The organism is Flavobacterium sp. N1719, assembly GCF_025947045.1.
Lineage (GTDB): Bacteria > Bacteroidota > Bacteroidia > Flavobacteriales > Flavobacteriaceae > Flavobacterium > Flavobacterium stagni.
The window spans coordinates 138,007-151,454 of the sequence record NZ_CP109993.1 but is presented as its reverse complement, the minus strand read 5'-3'; the positions used below and the strand labels follow the sequence as shown (position 1 = coordinate 151,454).

At 48.1% G+C, this 13,448-nt stretch carries 13 protein-coding genes; all 13 read left to right on the top strand.

Going from position 1 to position 13,448, the window contains the following annotated elements; translation table 11 throughout:
• Positions 1-163: 163 nt before the first annotated feature.
• Entirely contained in the window at positions 164-1,120 is a 957-nt protein-coding gene (paaA, locus tag OLM45_RS00490; RefSeq protein WP_129461618.1) for a 1,2-phenylacetyl-CoA epoxidase subunit PaaA, read from the top strand.
• Positions 1,121-1,155: 35 nt separating this feature from the next.
• Entirely contained in the window at positions 1,156-1,437 is a 282-nt protein-coding gene (gene paaB / locus OLM45_RS00485; protein ID WP_073364158.1) for a 1,2-phenylacetyl-CoA epoxidase subunit PaaB, read from the top strand.
• Between the two features lie 77 nt (positions 1,438-1,514).
• Positions 1,515-2,267 (top strand): 1,2-phenylacetyl-CoA epoxidase subunit PaaC, encoded by a 753-nt coding sequence (paaC, locus tag OLM45_RS00480; protein ID WP_264511041.1) that lies wholly within the window; start codon positions 1,515-1,517, stop codon positions 2,265-2,267.
• Positions 2,268-2,283: 16 nt separating this feature from the next.
• Positions 2,284-2,772, top strand: coding sequence for a 1,2-phenylacetyl-CoA epoxidase subunit PaaD (gene paaD / locus OLM45_RS00475; protein WP_264511039.1), 489 nt, complete (start codon positions 2,284-2,286; stop codon positions 2,770-2,772).
• An 84-nt stretch (positions 2,773-2,856) separates the two neighbouring features.
• The gene (locus OLM45_RS00470) at positions 2,857-3,642 is read left to right on the top strand and encodes an enoyl-CoA hydratase-related protein (RefSeq protein ID WP_264511037.1); all 786 of its coding nucleotides are present in this window, start codon (positions 2,857-2,859) and stop codon (positions 3,640-3,642) included.
• 61 nt (positions 3,643-3,703) lie between these two features.
• The gene (locus OLM45_RS00465) at positions 3,704-4,924 is read left to right on the top strand and encodes a 3-hydroxyacyl-CoA dehydrogenase NAD-binding domain-containing protein (RefSeq protein ID WP_264511035.1); all 1,221 of its coding nucleotides are present in this window, start codon (positions 3,704-3,706) and stop codon (positions 4,922-4,924) included.
• 74 nt (positions 4,925-4,998) lie between these two features.
• On the top strand, positions 4,999-5,373 hold the full coding sequence (locus OLM45_RS00460) for a hotdog fold thioesterase (protein ID WP_264511034.1): 375 nt from the start codon (positions 4,999-5,001) through the stop codon (positions 5,371-5,373).
• Between the two features lie 144 nt (positions 5,374-5,517).
• Positions 5,518-6,720 (top strand): 3-oxoadipyl-CoA thiolase, encoded by a 1,203-nt coding sequence (pcaF, locus tag OLM45_RS00455; RefSeq protein WP_264511032.1) that lies wholly within the window; start codon positions 5,518-5,520, stop codon positions 6,718-6,720.
• Positions 6,721-6,877: 157 nt separating this feature from the next.
• Positions 6,878-9,376, top strand: coding sequence for a phenylacetic acid degradation bifunctional protein PaaZ (paaZ, locus tag OLM45_RS00450; protein WP_264511029.1), 2,499 nt, complete (start codon positions 6,878-6,880; stop codon positions 9,374-9,376).
• A 146-nt stretch (positions 9,377-9,522) separates the two neighbouring features.
• Positions 9,523-10,272 carry an enoyl-CoA hydratase/isomerase family protein gene (locus OLM45_RS00445; protein WP_264511027.1) on the top strand — a complete coding sequence of 250 codons (750 nt, stop codon included), beginning with the start codon at positions 9,523-9,525 and terminating at the stop codon, positions 10,270-10,272.
• 119 nt (positions 10,273-10,391) lie between these two features.
• The gene (locus tag OLM45_RS00440; protein WP_073364173.1) at positions 10,392-10,988 is read left to right on the top strand and encodes a transferase hexapeptide repeat family protein; all 597 of its coding nucleotides are present in this window, start codon (positions 10,392-10,394) and stop codon (positions 10,986-10,988) included.
• Positions 10,989-11,069: 81 nt separating this feature from the next.
• Entirely contained in the window at positions 11,070-12,365 is a 1,296-nt protein-coding gene (locus OLM45_RS00435; protein ID WP_264511025.1) for a dihydrolipoamide acetyltransferase family protein, read from the top strand.
• Positions 12,366-12,381: 16 nt separating this feature from the next.
• Complete coding sequence (locus tag OLM45_RS00430; protein WP_264511023.1) at positions 12,382-13,437, top strand: branched-chain amino acid aminotransferase; 1,056 nt, start codon at positions 12,382-12,384, stop codon at positions 13,435-13,437.
• The last annotated feature ends 11 nt before the right edge of the window (positions 13,438-13,448 follow it).

Genomic DNA, 13,448 nt, shown 5'->3' with positions numbered 1-13,448 from the left:
TTCGCCTTTATCTCTCCGCTTCGCTGCGAGGATACCGGCTCTATCGGGGCTAAACAACAAAATTGATTTTCAAATCACATTATCCCAAAAGGGAAAAACATAAAAACAAAAAAAACGATGTGCCTTCGGGATCATCAAGTTGTCTAACGAAAAGGATTCAACGATGTCAGAAAAAGAGATCAAAAACTTAGAAGAATTGTTTCAACGTCGCATCGATAACGACGAGAAAATTGAACCCAAAGATTGGATGCCGGAGAAATACCGTCAAACGCACATTCGTCAAATTTCGCAACACGCCCACTCCGAAATCGTAGGAATGTTGCCCGAAGCGAATTGGATTACCCGCGCGCCATCCTTGCGTCGTAAAGTAGCCTTATTGGCCAAAATCCAAGATGAAGGCGGACACGGCTTGTACTTGTACAGCGCCGCAGAAACTTTAGGCATTTCACGTGATGAAATGTACGAGCAATTGCATACGGGTAAAGCAAAATATTCCAGCATTTTCAACTATCCTTCCTTGACATGGGCCGATATCGGTGCCATCGGTTGGTTGGTTGACGGTGCCGCTATCATGAATCAAGTAGCTTTAATGGGAACCTCCTACGGGCCCTACTCGCGTGCCATGATTCGCATCTGTAAAGAAGAAAGTTTTCACCAACGTCAAGGCTACGAAATCTTATTAACGATGTCCAAAGGAACGCAAGAACAAAAGGATATGGTGCAAGATGCCTTAAACCGCTGGTGGTGGCCGTCTTTGATGATGTTCGGTCCCCGTGATGCCGAATCTCCGAATACTGAACAATCCGTAAAATGGAAATTGAAACGCAAAACCAACGACGAACTACGTCAGCAGTTTGTAGATCAAACCGTGCCGCAAGCCGAAATTTTAGGAGCAAAAATTCCTGACGCGAACCTAAAATGGAACGAAGACCGTAAACATTACGACTTCGGTGAAATCGATTGGGAAGAGTTCTGGCAAGTGGTTAACGGACATGGAAAATGCAACAAATTGCGTTTAGAAGCCCGTCGTTCCGCCTGGGAAAAAGGAACTTGGGTACGCGATGCCGCCATGGCCCATGCTGAAAAACAAACCCAACGCAATCTAGAAAAAGCTGTGTAACAACTCATAATTCATAATTCATAACTCATAATTTTATGAACAATTGGCCTCTATGGGAAGTCTTTATCCGTAGCAAAAACGGATTAGAACACCGCCACTGTGGTTCCCTTCACGCAACCGATGCAACCATGGCATTAGAAAATGCACGCGATGTCTATACCCGCCGTGGCGAAGGGGTAAGCATTTGGGTTGTACCCTCTAGCCAAATCACCGCCTCCAATCCCGAACACAACGGAGAAACCTTCGAACCGGCATTGGATAAAGTGTACCGTCATCCCACATTCTATGAATTGCCGGATGAGTTAAAGCATATGTAGAATGAGACATTAGACATTAGTCGTTAGTCTGTAGAAAAGTCTAACGTCCAACGTCAAACGTCTAAAGACAAAAAAACATGAGCAATTCAAAAATCAACTATATTCTGGGTATCGCCGACAACGCACTCATCCTTGGGCAACGCTTAAGCGAACTGTGTGGGCACGGACCCAGTCTGGAAACCGATATTGCCACGACCAATATCGCCTTGGACCTGCTAGGGCAAACACGCAGCTATTATCAATATGCAGCCGAATTGCAAGGCGGGGAGGCTACCGAAGATACCCTGGCTTTTTTGCGTAAAGAACGCGAATACAAAAACGTCTTGTTGGTAGAACAACCCAATACCGATTTTGGGTATGTGATGGCACGCCAATACTTGTTTGATGTGTTTCATCTGTTGTTGTTGGAACAATTACAAAACAGCAACGACGATGTGCTAGCTGCCATCGCGAAGAAAAGCATCAAAGAGGTGAGTTACCACAAGCGCTTCTCCGGCGATTGGATCAAACGCTTGGGCGACGGAACCGAAGAAAGTCATCACCGCATCCAAGAAGCTTTTGATAATCTGTGGACTTTCACCAACGAGTTGTTCCTAATGACCGCTGACGATACCGCCATGGTGGAAGCAGGAGTAGGCGTGGATGTTGCTGCTTTAAAAGCGGCTTGGACTCAAGAAATCACGGCCTTGTTGACGGAAGCGACCTTAACCGTGCCCGATTTGAAGTACTTCCTAAAAGGAGGTAAAGAAGGTATCCATTCCGAACACATGGGATTCATCTTGACCGAAATGCAGTACATGCAACGCACTTATCCTAACATGACTTGGTAAGAATATGGTAATTGAAATGAAAACAATAACTCCGCAGATCACCGCGATACTCGAATCGGTTTCCGATCCCGAGATTCCTGTCCTTTCCATTATGGACATGGGCGTGGTGCGTGAAGTTGAGGTGCAAGAGCGCGATGTTTTCATCAAAATTACACCCACCTACAGCGGTTGCCCTGCCATGGATACCATCGCCGATGATATCAAAGCGGCTTTCGCCAAAGAAGGGTACCAAGCCCAAGTCAAACTCATATTAGCTCCCGCTTGGTCCACCGATTGGATTACCGAGCGCGGGCGAAAAGCACTCGAAGCCTATGGCATCGCAGCGCCCCTTACCGAGGAAGCCGACAAAGAAGCGCTCCTCGGGAATAAAAAAATAGTGAAGTGCCCGCAATGCGGTTCCACCCACACCCGATTAGTCAGTCAGTTTGGTTCGACCGCCTGTAAAGCCTTGTTTCAATGCGAGGCGTGTCACGAACCCTTTGACTATTTTAAATGCTTAAAATAAAGTCCACCTGCACAATTTCGGTTGCTGCAGGTGTTTATATAACAAACAATAACGTAAGTCCGCTTACAACTAACCAATATACCGATGAGTACAAATTCAATTGAAAAAAAGATTGAAAACAAGGTCGCGTACCTACACTTGAACCGACCCGAAGTATTCAATAGCTTTAACCGCGAAATGGCCCTCTCCATGCAAACCGCTTTGGATGAGGTCGCCCAAAACCCTGAGGTGCGCGCCATCGTCATTACCGGAAACGGAAAAGCCTTTTGCGCTGGTCAAGACTTAAAAGAAGTGACCACACCCGAACTCAATCCGGGGTTCCGAAAAATCTTAGAAGAACATTATAATCCCATTATCGAACGTATTCGCGCTATCGAAAAACCCATTGTGGCTGCCGTTAATGGTGTTGCTGCGGGTGCAGGAGCGAATATCGCTTTGGCCTGTGATATTGTGGTTGCCAACGAACATGCGGCGTTCATTCAAGCCTTTAGTAAAATTGGTTTGGTGCCCGACAGTGCCGGAACATTTTTCTTACCCCGTTTAATCGGATTTCAAAAAGCATCGGCCTTGATGATGCTCGGCGATAAAGTGTCCGCCACTGAAGCCTATGAAATGGGAATGATCTACAAATGTTACCCCACAGCCTTGTTCGAAGAAGAAGTGCAAAAGCTTGCTTTAACGTTAGCTGATATGCCGACACATGCCTTGGCGCTTACCAAAAAATTATTGAACCGTTCCATGATCAATAACCTGCAAGAGCAATTGGCCATGGAAAGCGATTTGCAAATCGAAGCCAGTTCGTCCAACGATTACCGTGAAGGCGTTGCCGCTTTTGTCGAAAAACGCAAACCGGAGTTCAAAGGAAACTAGGGATTAACGATCGAAGATCAACGAAATCAGCTTGTAGAACTGATTTCCAAGAAGCATAACCATGATAGAAAGTAATAATCAAAAATCAACAATCGTTAATCAGCAATCGTTAATTAACGTTTCGATTATCGGTTCGGGAACCATGGGCAGCGGTATCGCGCAAGTAGCCGCCACCGCCGGGTGCTCCGTAAAATTGTTTGATGTAAACCAAGTGGCATTGGATAAAAGCAAAGCCGCACTCGAAGTGACCTTGTCCAAATTGGTGGAAAAAGAAAAAATCACCGCCGAGACGAAAGCCGGTATTCAAAATAGAACCGCATATGTGACGTCTTTATCCGACTTGTCCGATGCGGATTTGGTGATTGAAGCAATCGTGGAAAACCTTGAGGTAAAGCGTAAGTTGTTTGCCGAACTCGAAAGTATTGTGGCGCCAACAACGATATTGGCCTCCAATACATCCTCGCTGTCCATCGCATCCATTGCCGCTTCCTGCCAAAAAGCAGAACGCGTCATCGGGATTCACTTTTTCAATCCCGCACCCTTAATGCAGTTGGTCGAAGTGATTCCTGCGGTGCAAACGGCAGAAACCGTGTTGCAAACCGCGGTGGAAACCATTCGTTCCTGGAAGAAAGTCGTAGCCGTTGCCAAAGACACTCCCGGATTTATTGTGAATCGTGTGGCCCGACCCTTTTACAGTGAAAGTTTACGCATTTATGAGGAAGGGATGGCCGACTTTGCTACCATCGACTGGGCGTTGAAAACAGTGGGCGGGTTCCGTATGGGGGCGTTCGAACTCATGGACTTTATCGGAAATGATGTGAACTATGCCGTAACCGAATCGGTGTTTACCTCCTTCTATTTTGATCCGCGGTACAAACCATCGTTTACGCAAAAACGCCTTTCGGAAGCCGGATTCTACGGAAGAAAGTCGGGTCGTGGTTTCTACGATTACAGCACAGCAATGCCGCAACCCACTGAAGATACAGCGTTGGCACAATGCATTTTTCAACGGGTCATCGTCATGCTTATCAACGAAGCCGCCGATGCGCATTTCCTGAATGTCGCATCCGTACAAGATATCGATAATGCCATGACCAAAGGGGTGAATTATCCCAAGGGACTCCTCGCTTGGGCCGACGAACTCGGGATTCAATGGTGTGTCGACAAACTCGATGCGCTTTACGACGAATACCGTGAAGACCGCTACCGCTGCAGTCCGCTCCTCCGTCGAATGGCCAAAACTAATCAACGGTTTTATAAAAGAAACTCGTCCAACGTCTAAAGACTAAAGTCTAATGTCTAACTCTTAACTCATAATTCATAACTCTAATGTCGCCTTCCGAAATCGTCCATACCATGCTCTCCAACGACGCCTTTAGCCAATGGCTTGGCATTGAATTGGTGCACATTGACCACGGAACCTGTACCTTGTCACTCACTGTTCGTGCAGAAATGCTCAACGGATTTGGCATTGCACACGGAGGCATCACTTATGCGTTGGCCGATAGCGCTCTAGCGTTTGCCGCCAACTCCCACGGACGCCAATCGGTGAGCATCGATACGTCCATCAACCATGTGGAAACCCTCAAAGTCGGGGATGTGATTACCGCCACCGCCACCGAGGAAGCCCTCAAAAACCGCTTCGGATTCTATGCCGTAGCGATAACCAAAAACGAAACCACCGTCGCGCTGTTCAAAGGAACGGTTTTCCGTAGTGAACGCGAATGGTAGTTTTTTTTAGGAGCTTTTTCCCGCTTTCGCCTTTATCTCTCCGCTGCGCTACGAGGATATCGGCTCTATCGGGGCTAGGGGCTCCTGCTCAATAAAGTGAAACAATAAAAAACGATTGCCCAGTGCAATCATGAACAAAAAAATATGGAATCTTACATCATCGACGGCCTTCGAACGCCCATCGGAAATTACCAAGGAACGCTTGCTGCTGTGCGCCCAGACGATTTGGCGGCTCACGTCATCAAAGCCTTGGTGGAACGCAATGCACAAATCCCCACAGACGCCTATGCCGATGTGATTTTAGGCTGTGCCAACCAAGCCGGTGAAGACAACCGCAACGTGGCGCGTATGGCACTTCTTTTAGCGGGCTTGCCCTATACCGTTCCGGGAGAAACCGTGAACCGTTTGTGCAGCTCCGGACTATCGGCTGTGATTCATGCCCACCGCGCCATTCAAGCCGGCGACGGAAAGGTATTTATTGCAGGCGGTGTTGAAAACATGACCCGCGGACCACTCGTGGTGTCCAAACCTTCAGCCGCTTATGGAACCGATAGCAAAATGTACGATTCTAGTTTTGGATGGCGTTTCGTCAATCCCAAAATGCACGAAATGTACGGCACTGATGCCATGGGGGAAACCGCTGAAAATTTAGTGGACCAATACCAAATTTCCCGTGCCGACCAAGATGCCTTTGCCTTGCACAGTCAGCAAAAAGCAACCGCTGCTCAACAAAGCGGCCGCTTAGCACAAGAAATCGCTCCTGTAACGATTCCTCAACGCAAAGGCGATCCCATCGTTTTTGAAAAAGACGAGTTTATCAAACCCAATTCCTCTATGGAAGGATTGGCCAAACTCCGTCCCGCTTTCCGTAAAGACGGTAGCGTTACCGCCGGAAATGCCTCGGGATTAAACGACGGAGCCGCAGCCTTGATTGTCGCTTCAAGCGAAGCCGTAGCCGAATACGGGTTGAAACCCTTAGCCCGAATCGTCAGTTCGGCAGTAGTCGGGGTCGAACCCCGCATTATGGGTATCGGACCCGTAGAGGCGAGTAAGCAAGCCTTAGCGAAAGCGGGTTTAACGCTTGAGCAAATGGATGTGATCGAACTCAACGAAGCCTTCGCAGCCCAAAGCATCGCGTGTATTCGTGCCCTAGGGTTAGCCGATAACGATCCGCGCATCAACCCGAACGGAGGAGCTATCGCCATCGGTCACCCACTGGGTGTAACAGGTGCGCGCATTGCCTACTCTGCGGCTTTGGAATTGCAGCAAACGGGTAAACAATACGCCTTGATTACCATGTGTATTGGCGTGGGCCAGGGCTATGCAGTCATCATTGAGCGCGCGTAAAGAAATCGGGCGTGACGGTTTAGCCCCGATAGGAGCGGCATCCCCGGAACGCAGTGGAGGGATATAGCGGATAGCGGGACAATGCGTGTAAAGAACACTAAACGTCCTGCTCCAAAAAAATAAAAATCAAACGACGTCAAACGTCAAAAGATAAATTATGAATACAATTCAACATTACGTTTTGGGTCAGTGGACCACCGCCAAAGGGTCGGGAACACCCACTTACGATGCGGTTACCGGCGAATTCATCGCGGAGACTTCTGTAGAAGGATTGGACATCCCAGCCATTTTGCATTACGGTCGCACCAAAGGCGGTGAGCAACTCCGCAAAATGACTTTTCAGGAGCGCGGGAATCGACTCAAAAGTTTGGCGCTCTACTTGAACAAACGCAAAGAACAATTTTATGACCTGAGTTACCGCACGGGCGCTACCCGCGTGGATAGCTGGATCGATATTGAAGGGGGCTTCGGGAACTTGTTTGCCAATGCATCGTTGCGCAAATTATTCCCCAACCAACCCTATCACGTAGAAGGGGATCCCATCGACTTGTCACGTGGCGGTCGCTTTATGGCACACCACATCATGGTGCCTAAAAAAGGGGTTGCTATTCACATCAATGCCTTTAACTTCCCGATTTGGGGAATGCTGGAGAAATGTGCGGTCAACTGGATGGCGGGTATGCCTGCCGTGGTGTTACCTGCGCCATCGACGTCGTATTTAACCGAAGCAGTGGTGCGCGAAATCATCGCATCTAATATTCTTCCGGAAGGGGCGTTGCAACTGATTTGCGGTACCGTGACCAACATTTTTGATACGGTAGAAAGTCAGGACGTGATTACCTTCACGGGTTCGGCAGCCACCGGACGTAAATTGAAAGCCCATCCGCGCATCATCCAAGAAGCGGTTCCGTTTACTATGGAAGCCGACTCGCTTAACGCGTCTATTTTAGGCGCTGATGCCGTGCCGGGAACCCCCGAGTTTGATTTATTCATCAACCAAGCGCGTAGCGAAATCACCGTGAAGGCCGGACAGAAATGTACCGCCATTCGCCGTATGATTGTCCCCGAAAATTTGATGGACGACGTGCAAAATGCCTTGGCAAAATCCTTAGATAAAGTAACCATTGGTGACCCACGCCTCAAAGAAGTTCGCATGGGTGCTTTGGTGAGCAAACACCAAGTCGAAGTGTTGAAAGGGCGCGTGAACGAACTCGCCCAACACAGTCAGATCGTATACGGTGGCGATTGGGATGCGGTATCCTTAGTAGGTGCTGATACCCAAGGGGCGTTTGTCGCGCCTGTTGTGTTGCGTCAAGACCGACCTTTCGAACATACTGCTGTGCACGAAATCGAAGCATTCGGTCCTGTGTCGACCCTCATGCCGTATAAAAACCTCGACGAAGCCATCGAATTGGCCCAAATGGGGAAAGGTTCGTTGGTGTCTTCGATTGTTACCAACTCCGATGACATCGCCAAAGATTATGTGGTCAACGCAGCATCGCACCACGGCCGTATTCTCGTGCTTAACCGTGAAAATGCCAAACAAAGCACCGGTCACGGTTCGCCACTTCCATTACTCGTTCACGGCGGTCCCGGACGCGCTGGTGGCGGTGAAGAAATGGGCGGAGTGCGCGGTATCAAACACTATATGCAACGCTGCGCGATTCAGGGTTCGCCCACTACCTTAACCGAAATCACGGGCATCTACCAAGCCAATGCGAAATACAAGGAAGTGGACCAACATCCGTTCCAGTACCATTGGGAAGATATCCAGCCCGGAATGTCGTTGAAAACACACAAGCGAACGATCACCGATACCGATATCATCAACTTTGCAAACCTGACGTGGGATCATTTCTATGCCCATACAGATATCACCTCCTTGGACGGCAGTATTTTTGAAAAACGTACCGCTCACGGGTATTTTATTCTTTCAGCTGCCGCCGGATTATTCGTATACCCCAACAAGGGACCGGTAGCTGCCAACTACGGGTTGGAAGAATGCCGTTTCTTACGTCCGTTGTACCATAACGATACGGTGTATGTACGCTTAACGTGCAAACAAAAAATCGAACGTGATGTCGCTTCGGCTGAACATCCAAGCGGTATTGTGAAATGGTTTGTCGAAGTTTTTGACAGCGAAGACGAATTGGTAGCTGTGGCCACGATTCTCACCATGGTGCAGAAAAAACAAACCGTTTTTGTGGAAATGACTACCGAGAAAATCCAAGCCTGTTTGGACAAATTAACGGAAGCGTCCCAACCGAAATGGGGGATACTCACCGCGCAACATTTGATTGAACATTTGGAAGAAGGCTACCGCATCATGTCGGGCGAAAAGCAAGATTTCGAGATTGCCACCCCCGAGAAGATTTTGGATAAAGTCCACCATTCGTTATACAATTACGAACCCTTCCCGAAAGGAACTGCGTTCCCAACGATGAAGAAAGGGGAGTTGGAAGACTTGATCCACCCGGATCTCGCTACTGCCAAAGCCAAATTCTGGGAAGCGCGCGAGGCCTATGTAAGCTTCTTCAAGCAAAACCCCGAAGCCGTGATGAAGAATATGGTCTTTGGTCATTTGAACCGCTACGAGAGTTATTTACTCGAACGCAAACATTTGAACCATCATTTTGAACAGTTTGATGTACTCTAAGAATGAGGAGCTAATTCCCGCTTTCGCCTTTATCTCTCCGCTCCGCTACGAGGATATCGGCTCTATCGGGGCTAGGGCTTAAGCGAAGTAAGAAGCAAGAGGAAAGAAACAAGATGTTAGTCACTAATCACTAATCACAAAAAAAAATGGAACCTTACGTAAAACACCACATACAAGAAAACATCGCGACGATTGAGTTTTTTCATCCGGAACAAAATTCACTGCCAGGTGCCGTTTTAGCCGAATTGGCACAAACGATTACCGAAGTAGGACAACGCGACGATGTCAAAGTCATCATCCTGCAAAGCGGCGGCGACCGTACGTTTTGTGCGGGGGCAAGTTTCAAGGAACTTATCGCCATCAACGATGCCGCTACAGGAAAAGTCTTTTTCTCGGGCTTTGCCAACGTGATCAATGCCATGCGCAAATGCCCGAAGTTCATCATCGGGCGTATTCAAGGGAAAACCGTAGGCGGTGGCGTGGGTATTGCTGCGGCAACCGACTATTGTATGGCGACCCAGTTTGCCGCAATTAAGTTGAGCGAACTCAATGTAGGGATCGGACCCTTTGTGGTGTCGCCCGCCATTGAACGTAAAATGGGGGTTTCAGCTACCTCGCAAATTGCCATTGATGCCAATACGTTTTATGAAGCGTCTTGGGCCCGTGAGAAAGGATTGTTTGCACAAGTATTCCCTTCGTTAGAAGAATTGGATGCTGCGGTTTGGGCTTTTGCACAACACCTGTGCACCTACAATCCCGAAGCCATGCTCGAAATGAAGAAAGTCTTCTGGCGCGGCACCGACGATTGGGATACCTTACTCGCCGAACGCGCAGCCATCAGCGGCCGTTTGGTATTGAGTGATTTTACGAAACAAAAACTGGAAAAGTTTAAATAGAAGCAAGACCGCTTCGCTGCAAGAGCAAAGACCGCTTCGCTGAAAGAACAAAGTGGTTGCGATACTAAGATTTCTTTTTTCTTGCAATGCAATGGTCTTTATTCTTTAATCTAAAAACTATGATTTACGCATTCAAAGGATTCATTCCGGTCATTCACGAGAGTAGCTTTATCCACCCGCAGGCTTCGGTTACGGGGAATGTGATTATTGGGAAAAACGTGTATGTCGGACCCGGTGCTGCCATCCGAGGGGATTGGGGCGAAATCATCATCGAAGACGGATGCAACGTGCAAGAAAACTGTACGCTACACATGTTTCCGGGAAAGACGATGGTTTTAAAAGCCGGCGCTCATATTGGCCATGGCGCGATTATTCATGGTGCGAATATTGGGGCCAACTGCCTCATCGGAATGAATGCCGTGTTGATGGATGATGTGAATGTAGGCGACGAATGCATCATCGGCGCGTTGGCGTTTGTCAAAGCCGGAATGCAAATTCCCAACCGAAAAATGGTTGTGGGCAATCCCGCCGAAATCATTAAAGACGTTTCCGACGAGATGATCGCCTGGAAAACCAAAGGGACCCAATTGTACCAACAATTGCCCCAAGAATGTTATGAAACGCTGCAAGTGGTCGAACCTTTACGGGAAATCCCCAAAGACCGACCCACACAAGAAGCGTTTTATGCAACATTAAACGATTTTAAAAAGAAATAAATAGTCGGTTTTCGTTTTAATGGTTATTCCCTCAGTCGGGTGTAACTTGAAACCTGAAACCTGAAACCTGAAACTAAAAAAATGGTTGAATTTAGAATGCCCAAATTGGGGGAGAGTATTGCTGAAGCGACGGTCATCAGTTGGTTGAAAAATGTCGGGGACTATATCGCGGCCGAAGAGACCCTTTTGGAAGTCGCCACCGACAAAGTAGACAGCGAGGTACCATCACCCGTTTCGGGAATTATTAAAGAAATTCGTTTCCAAAAAAACGATGTGGTACCTGTTGGAACCGTGATGGCGTTGATTGAAGCGTCTGAAGGGGAGTCTCAGTTGCAGTCTCAGTCGCAGTCACAGTCGCAGACGCAGCAGTCCGCACAAGTCGCAGAACCGAGTTCGCCTTATGCCTCCGCCGCACCTTCATCCGTGGCGCAATTGCGTCAGGGAGGCACCACCTTTTTGTCGCCGCTTATCATTAGCATCGCACAAAAAGAAAACTTATCGATAGAAGAATTGCAGTTGATTCCGGGTTCTGGAGCTGACGGTCGTTTGCAAAAAAGCGATGTGTACCAGTATTTGAAAAACCGCAAATACCCGGTGCAAAGCAAACCCGTGGTTCAAAGTCCATCTACATCTTCCTATCCCAAACCGAAAATCAATTTTACCGAAGGGAAAGATTATATCATCGAAATGGACCGTATGCGCAAGATGATTGCCGATCATATGGTGTATTCAAAACAAACCTCACCCCACGTTACGTCCTATCTCGAAGTGGATGTGACCGATCTCGTGGCGTGGCGCAATAACCACAAAGAGGCCTTTCAAGCCAAAACGGGGCAGAAGCTTACCTTCACGCCGCTTTTTGTGGAGGCTGTTGCCAAAGCAATTCAAGCCTATCCGTTGATTAATGTCGCCGTAGAAGATACCAAAATCTACGTTCGTAAAGACATCAATATCGGAATGGCAACCGCATTGCCTACGGGGAATTTAATTGTACCCGTAGTGCGTAACGCCGACACCAAAGATTTAGCCGCTTTAGCTTCTGATGTAAATCAATTGGCCGAAAGTGCGCGCACCAATACCTTAAAACCCGAACAAATTCAAGGCAGTACTTTCACTATTTCCAATGTGGGTACGTTTGGAAGTTTGATGGGAACACCCATTATCAACCAACCCGAAGTGGCCATTTTAGCCTTTGGCATCATCAAAAAACGTCCCGAAGTGATTACCACCGCAAAAGGGGATGAGATTGCCATTCGCAGTATGATGTTCCTTTCATTATCGTTTGACCACCGCGTCGTGGATGGCTTCCTCGGCGGCTCGTTCCTGCGCAAGGTGGGCGATTACCTCGAACAATTTGATACCAATACAACCTACTAAATAAAGAATGATACCAATGACGCAAGAAATAAAAATTACGAAAGTAGCGCAGTCGCAAGCGGCCGGCGTGGATTTTCACAACATTGTCATGGGAACGCGATTTAGCGACCACATGTTTATCTGTGACTATGAAAATGGTGCGTGGCACAACCCGCGTATCGAACCCCTCGCTTTGATTCCGACGCACCCTGCCGCCATGGCGTTGCATTACGGTCAGGCGATTTTTGAAGGGATGAAAGCCACCCTTGGACAAGACGGAACGCCCTTGTTGTTTCGACCCGAAGAAAATGCGAAGCGCTTAAACCACAGTGCCGATCGTATGGGTATGCCCGCATTTCCAGAAGACTTGTTTGTGGAGGCTTTGAAGCAATTTGTGGCCCTTGAAAAAGAATGGATTCCAACCCAAGAAGGAAGTGCATTGTACTTGCGTCCGTTTATGTATGCCGATGAGGCGTTTATCGGAATGCGTGCGGCGACTTCGTATAAATTTATCATCATGGCTTCACCAGCCGGCCCTTTTTTCAGTCGTAAAATCAAATTGTACGCGGAGAAAAAATACGTACGTGCCGTTAACGGAGGAACCGGAGAAGCGAAAGCCGCAGGGAACTACGCTGCAGCCATTCGTCCTACTGAATATGCCAAAGCCCAAGGTTACGACCAAGTGTTATGGTTGGATGCCCACGATTTCAATTATATCCAAGAAGTGGGGACCATGAATATTTTCTTTAAAGTGGATGGGAAATTCATCACACCGAGTTTGAGCGGTTCTATTCTCAACGGAATTACCCGCATGAGTGTCATCGACTTGTTGCGTCACAAAGGGTATGAAGTGACCGAGCGTCCGATTACCATGGATGAAATCAAAGCGGCCCATGCAGCCGGACTCCTCGAAGAAGCCTTCGGAACCGGAACAGCAGTAGGCATCGCGATGGTGGAAGCCATTGGCAATAACGATTTCACGTTGACCTTGCCTGAAGCCAATCCCGTTTCGCACATGGTCAACGATACCTTGAATGCGATGAAAGTACAACAAGAAGCCGATCCGTTTGGATGGATTGTGCCCGCTCAATAATTTGCGCTTGA